The organism is Roseburia sp. AF15-21, assembly GCF_003479505.1.
GTDB classification, from domain to species: domain Bacteria; phylum Bacillota; class Clostridia; order Lachnospirales; family Lachnospiraceae; genus Roseburia_C; species Roseburia_C amylophila.
Map to the genome: position 1 here is coordinate 49,500 of NZ_QUHG01000005.1, position 19,575 is coordinate 69,074.

At 41.9% G+C, this 19,575-nt stretch carries 16 protein-coding genes; all 16 read left to right on the plus strand.

Features of this window, described 5'->3' with window-relative positions; all coding sequences use genetic code 11:
- Positions 1-37 precede the first annotated feature (37 nt).
- On the plus strand, positions 38-1,021 hold the full coding sequence (locus tag DWW33_RS08600; protein WP_118172886.1) for an SIS domain-containing protein: 984 nt from the start codon (positions 38-40) through the stop codon (positions 1,019-1,021).
- A gap of 142 nt (positions 1,022-1,163) precedes the next feature.
- On the plus strand, positions 1,164-1,865 hold the full coding sequence (locus DWW33_RS08605; RefSeq protein ID WP_117841607.1) for an aspartate/glutamate racemase family protein: 702 nt from the start codon (positions 1,164-1,166) through the stop codon (positions 1,863-1,865).
- A 234-nt stretch (positions 1,866-2,099) separates the two neighbouring features.
- A complete protein-coding gene (locus DWW33_RS08610) occupies positions 2,100-5,429 on the plus strand; it encodes a tetratricopeptide repeat-containing diguanylate cyclase (protein ID WP_118639286.1) in 3,330 nt (1,109 codons plus the stop codon).
- Between the two features lie 22 nt (positions 5,430-5,451).
- Positions 5,452-6,786, plus strand: coding sequence for a CCA tRNA nucleotidyltransferase (locus DWW33_RS08615; RefSeq protein ID WP_117841668.1), 1,335 nt, complete (start codon positions 5,452-5,454; stop codon positions 6,784-6,786).
- Between the two features lie 50 nt (positions 6,787-6,836).
- Positions 6,837-7,844, plus strand: a complete 1,008-nt coding sequence (locus DWW33_RS08620; RefSeq protein WP_158565981.1) for a phosphotransferase — start codon at positions 6,837-6,839, stop codon at positions 7,842-7,844.
- Between the two features lie 66 nt (positions 7,845-7,910).
- Complete coding sequence (locus DWW33_RS08625) at positions 7,911-9,173, plus strand: hypothetical protein (protein ID WP_118639287.1); 1,263 nt, start codon at positions 7,911-7,913, stop codon at positions 9,171-9,173.
- 94 nt (positions 9,174-9,267) lie between these two features.
- Complete coding sequence (locus DWW33_RS08630) at positions 9,268-11,004, plus strand: phospho-sugar mutase (protein WP_117841611.1); 1,737 nt, start codon at positions 9,268-9,270, stop codon at positions 11,002-11,004.
- Between the two features lie 134 nt (positions 11,005-11,138).
- The gene (locus DWW33_RS08635; protein WP_022242343.1) at positions 11,139-11,414 is read left to right on the plus strand and encodes an HU family DNA-binding protein; all 276 of its coding nucleotides are present in this window, start codon (positions 11,139-11,141) and stop codon (positions 11,412-11,414) included.
- Positions 11,415-12,020: 606 nt separating this feature from the next.
- Positions 12,021-12,260 carry an RNA-binding S4 domain-containing protein gene (locus tag DWW33_RS08645; RefSeq protein ID WP_022242342.1) on the plus strand — a complete coding sequence of 80 codons (240 nt, stop codon included), beginning with the start codon at positions 12,021-12,023 and terminating at the stop codon, positions 12,258-12,260.
- Between the two features lie 82 nt (positions 12,261-12,342).
- Positions 12,343-12,630 (plus strand): sporulation protein YabP, encoded by a 288-nt coding sequence (gene yabP, locus DWW33_RS08650; RefSeq protein WP_118639288.1) that lies wholly within the window; start codon positions 12,343-12,345, stop codon positions 12,628-12,630.
- Positions 12,627-13,103, plus strand: coding sequence for a spore cortex biosynthesis protein YabQ (gene yabQ / locus DWW33_RS08655; protein WP_118639289.1), 477 nt, complete (start codon positions 12,627-12,629; stop codon positions 13,101-13,103). The genes yabP and yabQ overlap by 4 nt, the downstream gene beginning before the upstream one ends.
- 14 nt (positions 13,104-13,117) lie before the next feature.
- Positions 13,118-13,420, plus strand: a complete 303-nt coding sequence (locus DWW33_RS08660) for a septum formation initiator family protein (RefSeq protein ID WP_022242339.1) — start codon at positions 13,118-13,120, stop codon at positions 13,418-13,420.
- Between the two features lie 170 nt (positions 13,421-13,590).
- Positions 13,591-15,426, plus strand: coding sequence for a SpoIIE family protein phosphatase (locus DWW33_RS08665; RefSeq protein ID WP_243088616.1), 1,836 nt, complete (start codon positions 13,591-13,593; stop codon positions 15,424-15,426).
- 1 nt (position 15,427) lies between these two features.
- Entirely contained in the window at positions 15,428-16,888 is a 1,461-nt protein-coding gene (gene tilS, locus DWW33_RS08670) for a tRNA lysidine(34) synthetase TilS (RefSeq protein ID WP_118639291.1), read from the plus strand.
- The gene (gene hpt / locus DWW33_RS08675; RefSeq protein ID WP_022242336.1) at positions 16,881-17,405 is read left to right on the plus strand and encodes a hypoxanthine phosphoribosyltransferase; all 525 of its coding nucleotides are present in this window, start codon (positions 16,881-16,883) and stop codon (positions 17,403-17,405) included. The genes tilS and hpt overlap by 8 nt, the downstream gene beginning before the upstream one ends.
- Positions 17,406-17,417: 12 nt before the next feature.
- The gene (gene ftsH / locus DWW33_RS08680) at positions 17,418-19,268 is read left to right on the plus strand and encodes an ATP-dependent zinc metalloprotease FtsH (protein WP_022242335.1); all 1,851 of its coding nucleotides are present in this window, start codon (positions 17,418-17,420) and stop codon (positions 19,266-19,268) included.
- Positions 19,269-19,575: the final 307 nt, after the last annotated feature.

A 19,575-nucleotide genomic window follows, 5' to 3' on the forward strand; every position in this document is an offset into this window, starting at 1 on the left:
CAACAATGTATTAAAAATATTTATAGGAGGATTATCAATGAAGCCAACAGAAATCAAGAATGTAATTACAGAAATTTTAGAAAGCAGAAAAGAAGAAGGTGGTATTAAAGCATTATATTTTGTGGGATGCGGTGGTTCTAATGGAGCACTTTATCCAGCGAAAACATTTATGGAAAGAGAATGTGCAAATATTAAGTCAGCACTAATTAATAGTAATGAATTTGTATATAGTACTCCGAAGGATTTGGGAAAAAATGTAATCGTGTGTTTATCGTGCCATAAGGGAAATACACCGGAAACAATTAATGCAGCGAAACTGGCAAAGGAAAAAGGTGCAGCTGTAATTATTCTGACATGGAAAGAGGAATCAGAGATTACCCCATTTGGTGATTATATTATCAATTATACTTTTGGAGATAATAAGGATATTGCTGGTGAAAAAATTATCTGTGCACTTCTGGTGGCAGTGGAACTGTTGAATCAGACAGAAGGGTATGAGCATTATGAAGAATTTATGGATGGTGTTGGACGTATTGATGGTATTGTGAAACATGCATGTAAGCATGTGGAAAAACGGGCTGAACTGTTTGCCAGGGAATATAAAGATGATAAAATTATTTATACTATGGCAAGCGGAGCGGGTTATGGTGCAGCATATATGCAAAGTATATGTATTTTTATGGAAATGCAGTGGATTCATTCTTCCAGTATTCACAGTGGGGAATTTTTCCATGGACCTTTCGAAATTACAGATAAAGAAGTACCATTTGTGCTTCAGGTTTCTGAGGGAACCAATCGACCGTTGGATGAACGTGCATTGAAGTTTTTGAAGACTTATGCAAAACGGATTGAAGTAATTGATGCAAAGGATTTAGGGCTGTCTACAATTGATGCATCAGTCGTAGACTATTTTAACCATTCCTTATTCACAAATGTATATCCGGTTTATAATAAGGCTTTGGCTGAGGAGAGACAGCATCCACTGACAACACGACGCTATATGTGGAAGGTAGAGTATTAAAAAACTTAAAAAATGATGTAAACATACAGCATGTCAGATTTTGATGGAAAATTTGAAGTACATTACAAGGAAAGCCTGGAAATGATAATGATTTCCGGGCTTTCTGAGCTTTGACACATGACCTGAGGAAGAAGGAACGGAATTGAAAAAAACAATAGGTATTATTGGTGGCATGGGACCGATGGCTACCTGCGATTTAATGAAAAAGATTTTTGAAGTGTCAGATGCAGACTGCGATCAGAACTATGTGCATGTTTGTGTTGATTGTAACACGAATATTCCGGATAGAACGAAAGCTATTCTTGAAAAGGGAGAGGATCCTATACCAGAGATGGTAAAAAGTGCAGTAAGTCTGCAAAATATGGGAGCAGATTTATTGATGATACCTTGTAACACAGCACATTTTTTTTATGACCGGTTAAAAATATTTACTGATATCCCGATATTGCATATGCCCCGCGAGACAGTAAAAGCTTTAAAAGAGCAGAATATATCATGTGCAGCCGTATTGGCTACGGATGGCGTGATAAAGAGTGGGGTTTATGAGAAAGAGCTTCGGGCACAGGGAATCAAAACGATTTATCCGGATGCAGAGCAGCAACAGAAAATTATGGCAGTAATCTATCGGTGTATTAAAGCAGGAAAAAAGGATGTAGAAAAGTACGGACTTGACGATATTTTAAAATCCTTGATTAAACAGGGTGCGCAAAGTGTGATTCTGGGATGTACTGAATTACCAATTGCTTTTTCCCTGGCAGGAATCAGAGAAAATATAGTTGACCCGACGGAGATTGCAGCAAGAGCTGCATTAAAATTTCTGCAATTACCAATACATGCATTATAAAGCAGCTGTATTTTTATGAAAATAAATGGTATCGGAAAAGTGTGAAAACTCCCTTCAAAAAGCCCCCAAAAAGTCGCAACAAACATTGACAATCCGTGGGTTTGAGGACTATACTAATATATAAATTATAAATACCAGACAGGTTATTACAGAAAGAGAAAGGGAGGTATATGATAACAGGGAATTATCATATATTTTCAGAGCCTTTTTGAATATTTCTGAAGGGGGAAACAGATGATTCAAAAATATTATAACAGTATTCTGGAACAGGTTTTTGCACAGATTGGAAAGAAAGAACACAACATTGTTCTGGCAAAATACAGCAATGATTTTTCATTAAAGCAGTTGGAAATATCAGAGCAGATAACGAATAATAAAGAGGTTCGTTTTGTAGCCCACGAATTCCGGGCAGAGAAATTATCGGGAGCATATGAGCCGTTTCTGGATTTGATTTTGGAACTTTTCGACCAGCAGAAGGAGATGACATTTGATGAATTCCTGGACAAGTGTAATGTCTATTCCCTGCAGCGTCCGATTATTGCAGCATACCGGGAGAGTGGAAAATGTATCCGGAAAGAGAGTTTATTGTATACAGAAGTTGACTATGAGCGGGAGCGGATGCATGATGCTATTGTGGCAATGCTTGTTGAAGTTTCTAAGATACAGCCGTTTATGCTTTGGATTAACCGCATGCAGTTTGCCGGAAATGGAACCATAGAAATAGTCTATGAACTGTTAAAAGCAGAGCATACAGAGAATATCGGAATCGTTCTCGGCATGAATGAGCAGCAGCGTCTGCCGGAATATATGCTGCCGGGCTGGGAAAACGTAACGGAGGAATTGGATAATAATGTTGCAATATTCCGCATTGGAAATGCCGGAGAATCCCGGGAACAAAGAGATGAGGTTATTACAGCAGAAAGTATTGAAGATGATATCAGAACATTGCAGAATCTTGTCTTTTTCATGGATTTTGAACAGGCGTTGTTTTATCTGGATAAAGTAGACCGCAAAATCAGATTTGACAATTTTACAGTATCGGATGGAGTGAAATACGAACTCTGGCAGTTCTATGCATATGTATCGGTATATATGAGGGATTTGCCAAAAGCACTGGAAATAAGTGAGGGTATCTTACAGCTTGCAGAGAAGAAAAAGAACCGCAGGATGCGCTTTTATGCATATTATCTCCGCTCTGTAATTTATATGTATCAGTCAAAACTGCAGGAAGCCACTGAATGTGCAGGTGTTGCAAAAAGTATTGCAATAGAAGGCGGCATGGAGCGCGGTCAGTTTGAAGCAGAGCTGGTAGAAATACAAGCGAAAATGGCAGGCTGGAATAATATTTTCTTCTGTGCACAGAATGTGGAAGTCAGCGATGCCATGATTGAAAAATTAATGAAATATGACTACCGGAATCATCTGGCGTACATTTATGTATATGCCTATGACAATAAGCCGGAGATTGTGGCAAAGGCATATTATTCCGAATCCCAGCTTATTTATTTCAGTAAGGGAATCAGACTGGCAACAGAAATTGGCAATACACAGCTTATTTACAATGCATATCAGAAGAACATTATGCTGGCGTCTACCAACGGTATGTATCCGATTGCGTTGCTGTATTCGGTAAGAACTTTTGAAGCACTGGATAATAAACGCTCCTTGGAAAGTGGACGTATTTTCTCGGGAATCGGTTATACCTTAACGGCATTAAGACAGAATGACCTTGCAAAGCGTTATTTTCAGAAAGCAGTAGAAATTTTATATAATCTGGAATTGCCGGAGGATATTGCGGAAGTATATTACAATATGGCAATTAACTGTATTGCAGCAGAAGAATTCAAGGAAGCCAACGAATATCTGATGCGCTGTATGAAGACCATTGAACGTCTGCATTTGAATAGTCTGAGGGTCTGCAATTTAAGCAAATTGTATGGACTCTTAGCATTGTGCAATCAGAAGATTGGCAACCGTTTCAACTGTGAACAGTACCTCAATAACTGCAAACAGTTCTTGAATTACATAATTGAAAAAGAAAAGCTTCAGAATGATGTGGGAATCATCCACGATTATGCACGTTGTGATGACGATATGTTCCTTTATCATTTCACACGGGCATTACTTGGAATGGATTCCGGTAATGATTCGTCAGCATTTGAAGATTTTAATTGTGCAGAGACACATCTGGTGCGGACTGAGGGAAACCAGTTCTTCTGTTATCAGCTGTTCCGTAAGGACAGGATCCGCTTTTATGGGCAGACAGGAAGAATGGAACTTAAGAGCAATGAAGAGGCAATCTTAAAACAATATCTTGAGGATAATACCCATTCTCTCACAGATGAAGAAATTAAGATATTAGAGCCATTAGAACAGTATTTATCAGAAGAACCTCTTCATGTGATATCTTCCCAGGAGATGGAAATGCAGCTGAAGCAGGAAAGCATAAACCGTGCTTACAAGCAGGAACGCCGTCAGATGGATTTTCTGTCGACATGGCAGAAGACAATTGATGTGACGGATGTTTCGGCAGAAGTAATGGTAGAGAATGTTATGCGGACATTCCTGTATCACTTTAATTTGGACCGGGCATTATATATACAGTATCATGGAAGAAAACCAAAGGTACTTTATGATAATACAGAAGCCAGTCTTTCTATGAAGGAGCAGAAGTATTTAAAGGAAGTGTTCGAAAAGACACAGAGAGGGTTTGTTGTATCGAAAATCAGCAGTAACTATTCGGAACATCTGAATGTGGTCAAACTGTTTGGTGAAGATAATGTATGCTCCCTTGTTGCTATTCCATTCTTTGACAATGGAAAAGTAACAAGCATTATGATAGCATATATTCTGATGAAGGATAACTGGCATTCTTCCGTCAGCCGCTATATGTTAGATGAGAGTGATATGCGGATTTATGAGCTTTTGTTCCGGGAAGTGCAGTATGCACTGAATCGTCTCTATGCATATGAGAAGCTCTACGAAATGAATACTGCATTGTATAAATCTGCAGTAACCGACCAGCTGACAGGAATTTTCAACAGGAAGGGATTCTATCAGAACATCGAGGAAATTATCCGGAAGATTAAAAAGGGCCGCATGAAGCATGATTTTGGTATTATGTTTATCGATCTGGATAATTTCAAAGGATATAATGATACCTTTGGACATGATGTAGGAGATTTGCTGCTTAAGTCCATGGCAAATATCTTCAGCAGGGTCTGCAGGGACAAGGGCTTTGTGACACGTTTCGGTGGTGATGAATTTATTATTTTCCTCTACACCGGAGAGCACAAGGTTTTAGAGGATACCGCAAAGGCTATCTATAAAGAGATTAAGAAACAGGATGGGTTCAGGGAACTGATTGCAAAAGAAATCGGACAGCCGGTTGAGATTGATGATAAGAAATTACTTTCCTGCTCTATTGGTATTATTTCTTCCAATCAGGTAAAGAAGGCAGAAGACATTGACGAAATGATTAAAGAGGCGGATGATCTTCTGTATGCAGTAAAAGCAGAATCCAAAGGAACGTATAAGTTCTTTGAAGAGCAGGAACAGAAGTAAAGCAAAGGAAACGGGAAAACGTATGGTAATGAAGCTTCCAGAGCATGTTAAGTTTATAATTGAGAAGCTGCAGGAAGCAGGCTTTGAAGGATATGCAGTAGGAGGGTGTGTCAGAGACACCCTCCTTCAACGTGTGCCTCAGGACTGGGATATTACCACTTCTGCTTATCCGGAAGACGTAAAAGAAATTTTTGGGCGCACCATCGATACCGGAATTGAGCATGGAACGGTAACGGTAATGCTGGATAAAAAAGGGTATGAGGTGACAACTTACCGGATTGATGGCGAATATGAGGATGCCAGACATCCGAAGGAAGTAACCTATACAGATAATCTTTTAGAGGATTTAAAACGCAGGGATTTTACCATTAATGCCATGGCATATAATGAACAGCGGGGACTGGTGGATGCTTTTGACGGAGCAGGAGATTTAAAGCGTGGCATCATCCGCTGTGTAGGAGAACCAAAGGAGAGATTTGGGGAAGATGCTTTAAGGATGCTTCGGGCAGTGCGTTTTGCGGCACAGCTGGGCTTTGATATAGAAGAAGAGACAGCAGAAGCGATTCAGGAGCTTGCACCGATGTTAAAAAAGGTCAGTGCAGAGCGTATTCAGGTAGAACTGGTTAAGCTTCTTACCTCAGTCCATCCGGAGGAGATGCGTACCGTATATGCCACAGGAATTGCGGATGTGGTACTGCCGGAATTTTCGGTGATGATGCGTACACCACAGAATAATCCCCATCACTGTTATACAGTAGGAGAGCATACCATTGAAGTGTTAAAAGGTGTGGAAGCAGACAAGGTGCTACGGCTTGCAGCATTATTTCATGATGTGGCAAAGCCCGACTGCCGCAGTACAGATGAAGATGGAATTGACCATTTCTACGGGCATCCGCAGGTGGGAGCAAAGAAGACGAAGACAATTTTACGCAGATTAAAATTCGACAATGCAACCATTGATATGGTCTGCCGGCTGGTGGCAATTCACGATATTAACCCGGTACTGACACCGGAGTCCGTACGAAAGGCGGTACAGAAAGCCGGATTAGAGTGCTACCCGGTTATATTTGAACTGAAGAAAGCAGATATTTTGGCCCAGAGTGATTATCAGAGGACAGAAAAGCTTGAGGCATTGGACGGATATCATAAGATTTATGATAAAATAATCGAAGATGCAGACTGTCTGACACTAAAAGACCTTGCGCTTAACGGACGGGACTTAATAGAACTTGGCGTGAAGCCCGGTCCGCAGATAGGGAACATTTTGGCAAAGCTTTTAGATGTGGTAATCGAAGAACCGGAAAAGAATACAAAAGAATATCTGACAGGTTATACTTTAAAGAACCTCTTCATATGATAGAAAGACGCATAAAGATTTGTGCGAATTCGTCGTATGGAGGGGTTTTTGTGTATAATTTATCGAGCCAGTTGTTAGAACAGTATCCGTTTGAGGTAACCGCTATCCAGAAAGGAAGGGGGACCTATATCTGCACAACATCAGAGGACGGAAAAATAATAATGGAATCTTTTCGCGGGTCAAAAGGCAGAGCGGAAGCTTTAGAACATATTCTGCTCCGTCTGAAAGAAAATGGAATAGAAGCAGATGAAATCATACATACCAGGGAAGGAGAAATTTTAGCCCAGGAGGTGGATGAAACCTGGTACTATGCCAGAAAATATATGGAGGGCAGGGAGTGTGAGACCAGGAGCCGTGATGATGTACTTGCTGCGGTAGAAGAACTGGCAAAGCTGCATCTTGTCCTGCAGAAGGTGGAGGATGAAAATTTAAAAATTGGCGGACAGGATTATGCCATGGAGGTATTCCGGCACAACCGGGAGCTTAAAAAGGTGCGCAATTATATTCATGGAAAGCATAAAAAGAATGAATTTGAAATGATATTTATGCACAATTATGAGACTTTTTTAAAACAGGCACTGGACGTGGAACATCGGCTGATGAAACCCAATCCGGGTGAAACGCAGGGGCAGAGCGGACAGCAGGGCCGGGAAACAGCATTGTATGGAATCTGCCATGGAGACTTTAACCAGCATAATGTATTATTTGCCCATGGTAAAATTATAATTACAAATTTTGAACAGGCACATTATGATGTGCTGGTAGGGGATCTGGCACATTTCTTACGGAAACTGATGGAAAAGCATAATTTTAATATCGGGCTGGCAACGGATATGCTGGCAGCTTACGAAAAAAAACGAAAACTATTACCAGAGGAATGGGAGCAGCTTTATGTAAGGATGGCATACCCACAGAAGTTCTGGAAAGTGGCAAATCACTACTTTAATGCCAATAAGGCATGGGTGTCCGGCAGAGACATTGAGAAGTTGAACCGGGTTATCGAACAGGAAGAAATCCGCCAGCAGTTTTTAAGAATGTTATTTTATTTTGTGGAATAATCATGTATAATCATGTACAGGCAATTGCCGGGGAAAAAGAGCATACAGGAGAAAAAGAGGTGCGAAATGAAGCAATCAGGAAAGCACTGGCTGTTGGCTTTGGTTATTTTCACAGTGTTTGTGGCTTTGAGCGGCTGTGGAAAGAAAGACGATGGGCCTGTCAGCATGAAAGGCTATGCATCGGGCGTTGAGGCAGCAACGGAGGAAGAGATACAGGCAGAGGAAAGCAGCCTGTATACGGTAAGTAGTGTTGATACAACACTTTCAACAATGACATTTCTGAATATTGACACGGGACGTTATGAACAGTATTCTTATACAGATGGGACAATTTTTAAAGACAGACATGGCAGTCTGATTTCGGCTGCATCCATGGTACCGGGAAAAGTGGTTACTTTAACACTCCGGGATAAAGACCTGATATTAGAAAAGGTGGAGCAGTCGGCAGATGCATGGGAGATGGACGATATCGGAAAATTTTCCTATAATGAAGAAGATAAGATATTTACCATAGGAGACACAAAGTATTCTTATGATGAAGAATTACAAGTGTTTTCCGGAGATGCAGCCATAGAATTGTCCGCAGTTACCGGACAGGACACCTTAAGAATACAGGGAATTGACCGGAAAGTGCTGTCAGTGTCCGTTACAACAGGACATGGAGTCATCCAGCTTGTAAATACACAGGCATTAGAGGGCGGCTGGTTAAGCCTGAATCATAAGAATTATTATAAGATCACGGAGAATATGCAGTTAGAGGTGCCGGAAGGAACCTATGAATTAACCGTTGCCGGCAATGGCTACGGCGGTTCCACAGAGGTAGCTGTAACAAGAAATGAGCAGATTTCCGTGGATGTAGATTCCATAAAGGGTGAGGATCCGAAATATTGTACTTTAACCTTTGCGGTTGATGTTGCAGGCGCTTTGATGTATATTGATGGTAGTCAGGTTGATTATACACAGCCATTACAGCTGCAGTATGGCATCCATTCCATACAGATTACTGCAGATGGATATGACACCTGGTCGAAGCGGCTATATGTAAATTCGCCGGAAGCGCAGATAGAGATTGCGTTGTCAGGTGATGATACGGGCAGTACAGAGACAGAATCGACGGAAACTGCCGGAAATGAAGAGAACACAACCGTGGAGCATAAGCATTCCGACAGTACATCGAATTCCAGTGGAACTAACAGCTCCAGTGGAAGTTCATCCAGTGACTCTGATGCATATAGGAAGGCATTGAGTGAAATTATTGATACATTAACCAGTAACAATAATTCTTCGACAAGTACATTAAATCAGGTAGTTAACAGTCTTACGGATTAGTGAGAGAAATGAAAGGGCGAGACATCCGAAGGAGGCTGCCACTGGCAGGCTCTTTTGGTAAACAACATAAATGAAAAGTAGGAGGAAATCAGGAATGGGTTACAAGGAAACTTACGAAGCATGGCTTGAGGGAGCGTATTTTGATGAGGCAACCAAGGCTGAACTTCAGGCAATCAAAGACAATGACAAGGAAATTGAGGATCGTTTCTATAAAGATCTTGAGTTTGGTACAGCAGGATTACGTGGGGTAATCGGTGCCGGTACCAACCGTATGAACATCTATACTGTCCGCAAAGCAACACAGGGTCTTGCAAATTATATTTTAAAAGTAAATGCACAGGATAAGGGTGTGGCAATTGCCTTCGATTCCAGACATATGTCACCGGAATTTGCAGATGAATCCGCACTTTGCCTTGCAGCAAACGGAATCAAAGCATATGTATTTGAGTCATTAAGACCAACACCGGAATTATCTTATGCAGTCCGTAAATTAGGATGCACTGCCGGAATTAATATTACAGCAAGCCACAACCCGCCAGAATACAATGGATACAAGGTATACTGGGAGGACGGTGCACAGATTACACCACCTCATGATACCGGAATTATGGATGAAGTAAAGAAAGTAACTGATTACAGCACCGTTAAGACCATGTCCTTAGAGGATGCCAGGGCAGCAGGTCTTTATGAGACTATCGGCGCGGCAATCGATGATGCTTATATTGCAGAGCTTAAGAAGCTTGTGGTACATCAGGATGCCATTGATGCAGTAGGCAAAGACCTTAAGATTGTATACACACCATTACATGGAACAGGAAATATCCCGGTCCGCCGTGTGTTAAAAGAGCTTGGCTTTGAAAATGTATATGTTGTTCCAGAACAGGAACTTCCGGATGGAGATTTCCCAACCGTAAGTTATCCGAACCCGGAGGCAGAGGAAGCATTTGCATTGGGACTTGCACTGGGCAGGAAAGTAGATGCAGACTTAATCCTTGCAACTGACCCGGATGCAGACCGCCTCGGTGTATATGTAAAGGATTCTAAGACGGGAGAATATCATTCCTTAACCGGAAATATGTCCGGCTGCCTGATTGGTGATTATATCATCGGACAAAAGAAAGCAATCAACGGCTCCCTGCCGGCAGATGGTGCATTTATCAAATCCATCGTATCTACCAATATGGCAGATGCCATTGCAGAATACTATGGCATTCAGTTAATCGAAGTATTAACCGGATTCAAGTTTATCGGTGGCAAAATCTTAGAGTTCGAAAAGACCGGAAAAGGAACCTATCTCTTTGGTATGGAAGAAAGCTACGGCTGCCTGACCGGAACCTATGCAAGAGATAAGGATGCAGTGGTAGCATCTATGGCGTTGTGTGAGGCTGCTGCATATTACAAGACCAGGAATATGACTCTTTGGGATGCAATGCTTGCCATGTATGAAAAATATGGATACTATAAAGACCATGTTGAGTCTATTACATTAAAGGGAATCGAGGGTCTGGCTAAGATTCAGGAAATCATGGATACACTGCGCAGCGAAACTTTAACTGAAATCGGTGGCTATAAAGTTGAAAAAGTACGTGATTACAAGAAGGATACCATTACAGACCTTGCAACAGGGGCAGTAACAGCAACAGGACTTCCAAGCTCTAATGTACTTTACTATGAATTAAACGATGCTGCGTGGTTCTGTGTAAGACCATCCGGTACCGAGCCGAAAGTAAAATTCTACATTGGTGTGAAGGGTTCATCCATGGAAGAAGCAGAGCAGAAATATGAAGTCCTTGGAAAAGCAGTTTTGGACAAAATCAACAAAATGTTATAGACCAAATTGTATGCCTTAATTTACCGTATTTTCCTTGACAAATAAAGGAAAAACAAGTATAAATATATTCGTAGGTAATCTTGGAGAGTGTAGACCTCAAGAAGAATTATAAAATCCAGAGGAGGAATTTTAACATGAACAAAGCAGAATTAGTATCAGCTATGGCTGAAAAAACAGCTTTATCTAAAAAAGATGCAGAGGCAGCTTTAAAAGCTTTCACTGATATCGTAGCTGAAGAATTAAAAAAAGGTGAGAAAATCCAGTTAGTTGGATTCGGTACTTTCGAAGTATCTGAAAGAGCTGAAAGAACAGGAAGAAACCCACAGAGCGGTAAAGAGATGGTTATTCCAGCTTCTAAAGCACCTAAGTTCAAAGCAGGAAAAGCTTTAAAAGATTTAATCAATAAATAAGTTGATAAAATGATTCTGATTAGAGGTGTAACGAAAGTAGAAAACTGCTTTTGCTACACCTTTTTTTATTGAAATTCGAAGGAGAAAGAGATTTATTTTTTATTTTTTTAAAGTAAAGCATGTACAGGAAAGAATGCTGCGTGGAATCAGAATGCGTGGTAATTTCAGGGCTGCGTTTTTCTGGCAGAACCTGTCTTTCCGGTTGCTTTGACGGAATGCGGCGGTTGTCCGTCTGCTGCGGATACGACACTCACCAGTAAGGGCGGCTAGGCATTCTTTTAAAAAAATTGGCTGTTCCGGCAACCGGCGCAAAGTCGCATCCATGCTCCAATTGCGCCTCGCTGACACATCCCTGTGTCAGCGTTGCCAGTTGCTCCAAAGAATGCAAGCCGCCCTAACCGTCTCGTTCATGTATCCGCATGCAGACGAACAATCCACCGCATTTTGTCAAACATTGGAAAGACTGGTTTTATCAGAAAAGAAAAAACGCAGCCTTGCAATTACAACATTCTGATTTGGCAGGATTGTTTCCTGTACATGCTGTACTTGAAAGAAGGAAAAGATATCTGTTTTCCTTCGAATTTCAAAAAGAAAGAAGGTAAGCAAATGAGATTAGACAAATATTTAAAGGTAACCCGCCTGATTAAACGCAGAACCGTTGCCAACGAAGCCTGTGATGCCGGACGTGTCACCGTAAATGGCAAACCGGCGAAAGCATCCGTCAATGTAAAAGCAGGTGACATCATCGAAATCATGTTTGGCCAGAAGACGGTGAAAGTAGAAGTGGTTGCAATCGCAGATACCACCAAGAAAGAAGAGGCAGGAGAATTATTCCGCTATCTGTAAAAGAGTAAAAACGCATAAAAAGAGAAACAGTCTCATATATTTTGGAAAGGACTAACTTTCGGGTAAAGGAGTATGAGACTGAATGGAAGAATTGAAAACAGCAAAAGCACATAAAGTATTGCTGGCAAACCGGAAAAGTGCAAACTTCAGCGGAGTGCTGGATGTGCTTTCTTTTGATGTAAATGAAATTTTACTGGAAACAGAACAGGGAATGCTTCTGATAAAGGGAAATGACCTTCATGTAAACCGCCTGTCCTTAGAACAGGGGGAAGTGGATGTCACAGGAAGAATTGATGGCTTAACCTATTCGGATGTGGAAACCTATCACAAAGGTGGCGGAGAATCCTTCTTAGGCAGGTTGTTTAAATGATAGAAATCAGCCCGGAAATTTCCGGTGAAGCCTTAATGTTCCTCTTGTTCATGCTGGCGGGGATATTATTAATCTTAGCCTTTGACCTGTTTCGGATTCTGCGCAGGCTGATACCCCATAGAACCGGAGTGGTTGCAGTGGAGGATATGCTGTACTGCATCGGAAGCGCCATATTTATATTTATTATGCTCTGCCGGGAAAATGACGGAGCAATTCGAGGCTTTTGCATGCTGGGCATGAGCGTTGGGATGCTGTTATGCAATTATGCCATCAGTCCATGGCTGGTGAAGGGAATCGTAAAAGTATTTAAGAAACTGTTTCAAGTAGTGGGGAAACCATTGCGGGCAGTATTTCGCATAGTGGCAGTACCCTTACGTTTCCTGAAAGGGAAAATCAGAAGATTATTACGAAAATTACAAAAAACGTTGAAAAAAATCCGTAAAACCATTAGAATGGTATTATGTAAACTATAGATGAGGAAATGAGTATGACAAATAGTCGAAGAAAAAGAAAACAGAAACGAAACGGAAGAATCTGTATCTCTTTGATTGCGATAATGTTCTTAGTGATTATGTCAGTTCAGATTGTTAAGCTCTACCAGAAGGAGCAGGAGTATACTGCCAGAGAGAAGGCACTGACGGAATCTTTAGAAGATGAAACAGAACGTCAGAATCAGCTGGATAATTACGAAGAATATACCAAGAGTCAGGAATATATTGAAGACCAGGCAAAGAGCAAGCTGGGACTGACCCATGAAAATGAGATTATCTTCAAGGAAGACAAGAAGTAGAACAGCTTCGAGAACATAAAGACCATAGAAAAACTTAAAATAGACAAACCATTCCGCTTTTTGCCGAAAACTTTTTTGAAATGAGACAACGGTTTGACAAAGATTTCGGACAAACATTTCTATAATAGCTTCTGCTGTCACAAATGACAGGAGAAGGAGGAACAATGGAAATGAAGAAATTGAGAACGAAACAGGCGGTAATATGTTTTATAGGGGTAGCAGTGTGTAAATTAGGATTTGCAGGCTGCTACCCTTTTATCCCGGCATATTTTGCGGCAGCTTACCTGGAACGGGGCGGACGGCTGCTGCTGGGAATTGGAATGTTTCTTGGAATGGCATTTATGCTGCCGCTGACACTGATGACAAAATATGTAATGACACTGCTGGTAACCATAGTAATCATCAAGCTGGCAGAATGGGTAAATAAAGGCTGCTATACCTGGATAGCTGCCTTTGGCGCAGGCTGTTCGGCAACCTTATTATCCGTATTTGGAGAAATGTTAAACGTAAGAGATGGGATGCGGACGGAAATGGCGGTCTTAGAAGGAGTCTTTATATTTGCAGCCACCATGGTGTTAAGCCGTATCATACATAGCTTTCTGGAATTCACATTTGTGAATCAGCCAATACCGGAGATAAAGAGTAATGAAGAAGAAAAACTACTGACCTATGCAAAGTCCTTTCAAAGCCTTTCAGATATATTCGGGCGGATGAATGTGGAACATACCAGTTTCTCGGCAGAGGAAATGGGCAGGATGCAAAATGAGATAACCGGGAAAATGTGTGTTTCCTGCGACCAGTGTGCTCTTTGCTGGGAAAAGGATGACAGCCCCATGTACGGCTATTTGTCGTCACTGCTGCAATCTATCCGGGAGGCGGGAAAGACAAACCGCGATATTGAAAAGAAAATGGAAGAATATTGCCCCTATATGCAGGAAATGACGGCGGAGGCTCTTCGGATATTTGAAAAAGCTTCTTTAAATATGGCGTGGTACAACCGGCTGGTAGAAAACCGTGAGGTCATAGCCGAGCAGCTGGATGCCATGGCATATATCATGGAGGATTGTGCAAAGAAGCAGAAAAATATTACAGAAGAGTGCCGGGCAAATCTGCAGGACATAGCTTACCGGGCAAGAGAGCGGGGCATAAAAGTGATTGATGAACAACTCTGGGAAAAGGAAAACGGCCGCTGGCAGCTTGTGATGAAAGTCATGGTAAAAGATGGCTGTGTCACTACGAGAGAACTGACAAAGGCAGTAGCCGGAGCACTGAACCGGCGCATGATTCCGGAGAAGGATACCAAGACGCTGATTGGAAAAGGCGTCAACCTCTATACCTATGAAGAAGAGCCGCGGTTTCAGGCAATTTATGGCGTAGCCCGGATGGTAAAGGATGGAGCAGCAGTTTCCGGGGATAACTTTTCCTTTTTGGAGCCGGAAAGTGGAAAAATGGTCATGTGCTTATCGGATGGCATGGGTTCTGGAAGTCTTGCCTGCAAGGAAAGTGAAATGGTTATTGAACTGGTGGAAAAATTCCTGGAGGCGGGATTTGATGTGGAAACGGCAGTCCGCATGATGAATTCTGCCATGGTGATGAAAGGGCAGGAGGATTTATTTTCCACGGTGGATATCAGTGAACTGGATTTATATGACGGAACCTGCCACTTTTATAAAATCGGAGCGGCGGCAACCTTTATCCGGAGAAATGGCATAGTGGAATGTCTTATTTCCACCAGTCTTCCGGTGGGCGTGTCTTATAAACTGGATATGGAAAAAAGCGAAAAGGACTTATATAACGGAGATTTCCTTGTCATGGTATCAGATGGTGTGCTAGAATATTTACATGTGCCGAATCCGGAAGAAACCATGCAGGAAATTATAGAAAGCATTGAGACCAATAATGCAACAATTCTTGCAAAGCGCATTTTAGAGCGGGTGTTACTTTTTACCGGAGGAAAGGCAGCAGACGATATGACGGTGCTTGCTACCGCAATTTGGGAGAAATAATATGATTCCTGGTGTAGAATCTTTTCTGGAACAATATCATATGATTGAGCAGTCGGATGTAGTGGTTGCCGGAGTGTCCGGTGGTGCAGATTCCGTATGCCTGCTGCTGCATCTACTTGAATTGAAAGAAAAACTTTCCTTTACGCTGGCAGCAGTCCATGTGCAGCATGGCATCCGGGGCGAAGAAAGCCTTCAGGATGCAGCGTTTGTAGAGGAATTTTGCAGGCGGTATCAGGTGCAGCTATTCCGCTATGATTATGATGTGCCGGAATATGCAAAGCAGCATGGATATTCGGAAGAAGAGGCGGGAAGAAATTTACGATACGAAAGTTTTCATAAAGCGTTAGAAGAATTGGGTGCGCCGGAAGGGAAAATTGCAGTTGCCCATAACCGTAATGATCTGGCAGAGACCATGCTCTGGAATATGATCCGGGGCAGCGGCATGCGTGGCATGGCTGGAATTCCGCCGGTGAGAGATGGCATCATCCGTCCGCTTCTTCATACGGCAAGGGTGGAAATCGAAAATTATTTAAAAGAAAAAGGTGAAAGCTACTGTACGGATGCTACCAATGCATCTTTGGATTATACCAGAAACCGGATCCGTAATCAGGTGCTTCCGGTGTTGGAGAAACTGAATGCCGGAGTTTATGCCCATATGGAACAGCTTGGGGATGACATCCGGAAGACGCAGGAATATCTGTCTGCTGTAATAGAAGAAAAAAAGGCACAATATGTAGAAAAAGATTTCCGAAAGACGCAGGCTTTCCTGATATCGGAGGAGCTTTTAAAAGAACCGGAAATCCTGTATACAGGCATTATAAAGGAGTGTATCTGTGAGACGGCCGCAAGCAGTAAAGATATTACAAGAACCCATGTAGAACTGGTACAGAAACTTTTTGCCATGCAGACGGGAAGAAGCGTGAACCTGCCTTATCAGGTGGTGGCAGAGCGGACTTATGGCGGTGTGCGTCTGCAAAAGTGTGAAAAACAACCGGAGCATAAAATTACAGAACCGGTAGGAATGCTATCCAGTCAGTCTTCCAGTCAGCCGGTCGGACGACAAAGCGGTCAGCCATCCGGTTGTTGTGGGATGTTAATAGAAGAACATCCGGGTTTTACCTGTCGGATTTATAAACGGGAAGAGTTACCGGAAGGAATTTCTAAAAAAAAGTATACGAAATGGCTGGATTATGATAAAATAAAAAATAGTCTTTTGATTCGGAACAGACAGCCGGGCGATTATTTTGTGCTGGATGAGACGGGCAGAACACAGAAGCTGAAGCAGTATTTTGTAAATGAGAAAATTTTAAAAGAGCAGCGGGACACGATTCCGTTGGTGGCAGACGGTGCTCATATCCTGTGGATTGTGGGATACCGGATCAGTGCATATTACAAAGTAAGCAGTACAACGAAGACAATTTTGGAAATACAATATCATGGAGGAAGAGAAGACAATGAGTGAGCAGATTCGTGTATTACTCTCAGAGGAAGAACTTGATCGTAAAATTGCTGAATTAGGAGAAAGAATTAGCAAGGATTATGAAGGTGAAAGCGTTCATTTAATCTGCATACTGAAGGGAAGTATATTCTTTACCTGTGAACTGGCAAAGCGTATTACCGTGCCGGTAACAATTGATTTTATGTGCGTTTCCAGTTATGGCGCGTCAACCGTGTCCAGTGGAAAAATCACCATAAAGAAAGATTTGGAAGAATCTATTGAAGGTAGAAATGTAATTGTCATTGAAGACATTATTGATACAGGAAGAACACTGCGTTATCTGCTGGATGATTTATCCGCCAGAGGACCGAAGAGCTTAAAATTGTGTGCAATGTTAGATAAACCGGATCGCAGGATAACAGACGTTGCGGTAGATTATACCGGTTTTGAAATTCCGGATGAATTTGTAGTAGGATATGGTCTTGATTATGACCAGCGCTATCGCAATCTGCCATACATTGGCATTCTTGATTTGGGATAGGAAGGAGTTTGCGTGAAGAAATCATATAGAGGATGGGGCTTTTATATCAGTCTGATTGTAGTTGTGGTTTTGGTCTGGTTCTTACTGGACGGACAGCATCTGAATCAGGATGACTATAATTATGCCCAGTTTAAACAGGAACTGGCTGATGATGAGATTAAATCTGTAGAAGTGCAGCCAAACAGAGTTTATCCAACCGGAAGACTGGATATTGTCAAAACGGATAAGTCAGAAGAGACCTTATATGTGCTGGATGTCAGTGAGGCTCAATCGCTGATGGATAAGGAAAAATTTACTTCTTATGTGGTGAATGATATTCCGGCAGAAAACTGGCTGATGAATTTATTGCCGCTCTTACTTGTGTTTGGAGCAATGTTTATTCTGTTTATGATTGTTATGAACAATCAGGCGGCAGGCGGTGGTGGTGGCAGCAAGATGATGAATTTTGGAAAAAGCCGGGCAAAGATGACCACCGATGAGAACCGCAATGTAACCTTTGAAAATGTGGCAGGACTGCGGGAAGAAAAAGAAGAATTAGAAGAAATCGTAGATTTTTTAAAAGAGCCGAGAAAGTATACCAGACTGGGAGCGAGAATCCCGAAGGGAGTTCTTCTGGTGGGACCTCCCGGAACCGGTAAGACTCTGCTTGCCAAGGCAGTTGCCGGAGAAGCAGGCGTTCCGTTCTTTAGTATTTCCGGTTCTGATTTCGTAGAAATGTTTGTTGGTGTCGGCGCATCCCGTGTACGTGATCTTTTTGAAGATGCCAAGAAAAATGCACCATGTATCGTATTTATCGACGAGATTGATGCAGTGGCAAGAAGAAGAGGAACCGGTATGGGCGGCGGGCATGATGAACGGGAGCAGACCTTGAACCAGCTTCTGGTAGAGATGGACGGATTTGGTGTCAACGAAGGAATTATCGTAATGGCAGCAACCAACCGTGTTGATATCTTAGACCCTGCAATTATGCGTCCGGGCAGATTTGACCGTAAGGTACATGTGGGGCGTCCGGATATTGGTGGAAGAGAAGAAATCTTAAAGGTACATGCAAAGAATAAACCCCTGGCAGAGGATGTGGATTTGAAACAGATTGCACAGACTACAGCAGGTTTTACCGGAGCAGACCTGGAGAATCTTTTAAATGAGGCGGCAATTGTTGCAGCCAAAGAAAACAGAAGTTATATTATCCAGAAAGATATTAAGGAATCCTTCTTGAAAGTAGGTGTCGGTCCGGAGAAGAAGAGCCGGATTATTACCGAGAAAGAAAAGAAGATTACCGCATATCACGAATCGGGTCATGCGATTTTATTCCATGTACTTCCAGATGTGGGACCGGTATATACCGTATCCATTATCCCAACCGGTGGTGGAGCAGCAGGCTATACGATGCCATTGCCGGAGCGTGATGAAATGTTTGATACCAAGGGAAGAATGCTGCAGCAGATAATTGTTTCCTTAGGTGGACGTGTGGCAGAAGAGTTGATTTTTGATGATATCACAACCGGAGCTTCACAGGATATCAAGCAGGCAACCGAGCTTGCCAAAGCAATGGTAACGAAATATGGATTTTCTGAAAATGTCGGACTGATTAATTATAACAATGATGATGACGAAGTGTTTATCGGAAGAGACCTTGCACATACCAGAGGCTATGGCGAGGGTGTGGCATCCAAAATTGATGAAGAAGTAAAACGTATCATTGACGAATGCTATGCCAAAGCAAGGGCAATCATTCAGGAAAATAGTGATGTACTCCATAAATCAGCAGACCTTCTTTTGGAAAAAGAAAAGATTGGAAGAGATGAATTTGAAGCATTATTCCAGAGCGGAGCTGATGTTGTAACTGAGACAACGGAGGAATAGAACACAAATAGAAAGTTTTTTCGAAAATGGGAAAAAGGTACTATATAAAGTATACAAAAAGTAGGCACAACTTTTGTGAAGTTTGTGCACACTTTAAACGGGAGAGGTGATACTATAATTAACGTAAAAACCCCCCAATACATTATATATATAGTTTTTACTACACCCCATAGTAAAAATACCTTCTCCTTAAAAGGGCAGCCGATCGGTGGCTGTCTTTTTTTTACGCGAGTAATGAGGAAAAGAGCAGAAAAATGGTCAGACCAAAATAGAAGCCTAAAAAAGCCATTCTTTTGTGCAAAAAATA

Excerpts from the sequence above, each read along its gene's own strand:
- hpt (WP_022242336.1), top strand. The coding sequence starts at position 16,881 with ATGAGTGAGCAGATTCGTGTATTACTCTCAGAGGAAGAACTTGATCGT.
- yabP (WP_118639288.1), top strand. The coding sequence starts at position 12,343 with ATGGAAGAATTGAAAACAGCAAAAGCACATAAAGTATTGCTGGCAAAC.
- DWW33_RS08615 (WP_117841668.1), top strand. The coding sequence starts at position 5,452 with ATGGTAATGAAGCTTCCAGAGCATGTTAAGTTTATAATTGAGAAGCTG.
- DWW33_RS08660 (WP_022242339.1), top strand. The coding sequence starts at position 13,118 with ATGACAAATAGTCGAAGAAAAAGAAAACAGAAACGAAACGGAAGAATC.
- tilS (WP_118639291.1), top strand. The coding sequence starts at position 15,428 with ATGATTCCTGGTGTAGAATCTTTTCTGGAACAATATCATATGATTGAG.
- yabQ (WP_118639289.1), top strand. The coding sequence starts at position 12,627 with ATGATAGAAATCAGCCCGGAAATTTCCGGTGAAGCCTTAATGTTCCTC.
- DWW33_RS08630 (WP_117841611.1), top strand. The coding sequence starts at position 9,268 with ATGGGTTACAAGGAAACTTACGAAGCATGGCTTGAGGGAGCGTATTTT.
- DWW33_RS08610 (WP_118639286.1), top strand. The coding sequence starts at position 2,100 with ATGATTCAAAAATATTATAACAGTATTCTGGAACAGGTTTTTGCACAG.
- DWW33_RS08600 (WP_118172886.1), top strand. The coding sequence starts at position 38 with ATGAAGCCAACAGAAATCAAGAATGTAATTACAGAAATTTTAGAAAGC.
- DWW33_RS08625 (WP_118639287.1), top strand. The coding sequence starts at position 7,911 with ATGAAGCAATCAGGAAAGCACTGGCTGTTGGCTTTGGTTATTTTCACA.
- DWW33_RS08665 (WP_243088616.1), top strand. The coding sequence starts at position 13,591 with ATGAAGAAATTGAGAACGAAACAGGCGGTAATATGTTTTATAGGGGTA.
- DWW33_RS08645 (WP_022242342.1), top strand. The coding sequence starts at position 12,021 with ATGAGATTAGACAAATATTTAAAGGTAACCCGCCTGATTAAACGCAGA.
- DWW33_RS08635 (WP_022242343.1), top strand. The coding sequence starts at position 11,139 with ATGAACAAAGCAGAATTAGTATCAGCTATGGCTGAAAAAACAGCTTTA.